1 protein-coding gene is annotated in these 716 nt (G+C 64.7%); it reads right to left on the minus strand.

The features are described from left to right. Positions 1–716 (minus strand): cadherin-like domain-containing protein (locus tag C4N04_RS31450; RefSeq protein WP_158775631.1); only part of this gene is annotated, 716 nt, incomplete at both ends.

A 716-nucleotide genomic window follows, 5' to 3' on the forward strand; every position in this document is an offset into this window, starting at 1 on the left:
CCGTCGGTGACGGAGTAGCTGAGACTGACCGGGCCGTTGTAGTTGGCATCAGGCGTGAATGTCCAGCTGCCGTTATTGTTGTCGACCAGGGCGCCATGCTCGGCGGTGAGGCCGGCGACCGACAGCTGGTCGCCGTCGACATCGGTGAAGCCGGCAAGCAGGTCAGCGCTGCTGAAGGTGTAGGGCGTGTCCTCGGTGCCTGCGACCAGGGTCGCCGCATTGCCGCTGAGGACGGGTGCGTCGTTGACCGCATCAAGCGTGAAGCTCTGGCTTGCCGGCACACTGCCGCCATTGCCGTCGCTGACGCTGTAGCTGAGGCTGACCGGGCCGTTGTAGTTGGCATCAGGTGTGAAGGTCCAGTTGCCGTCATTGTTGTCGATGAGCGCGCCATGCTCGGCGGTAAGACCGGAGACCGACAACTGATCGCCATCGACGTCGGTGAAGCCGGCCAGCAGGTCGGCAGTGCTGATCGTGTAGGCCGTGTCCTCGCTGCCCGCCGCCAGCGTCGCCGCATTGCCGCTGAGAACCGGTGCATCGTTGACCGCATCAAGCGTGAAGCTCTGGCTTGCCGGGACACTGCCGCCATTTCCGTCGGTGACGGAGTAGCTGAGGCTGACCGGGCCGTTGTAGTTGGCATCGGGCGTGAAGCTCCAGGTGCCGTCATTGTTGTCGATGAGGGCGCCATGCTCGGCGGTGAGGCCGGAGACCGACAGCTG

Origin of the sequence: Rhizobium sp. H4, from assembly GCF_003013335.1 — a bacterium.
GTDB lineage: Bacteria > Pseudomonadota > Alphaproteobacteria > Rhizobiales > Rhizobiaceae > Rhizobium > Rhizobium sophoriradicis.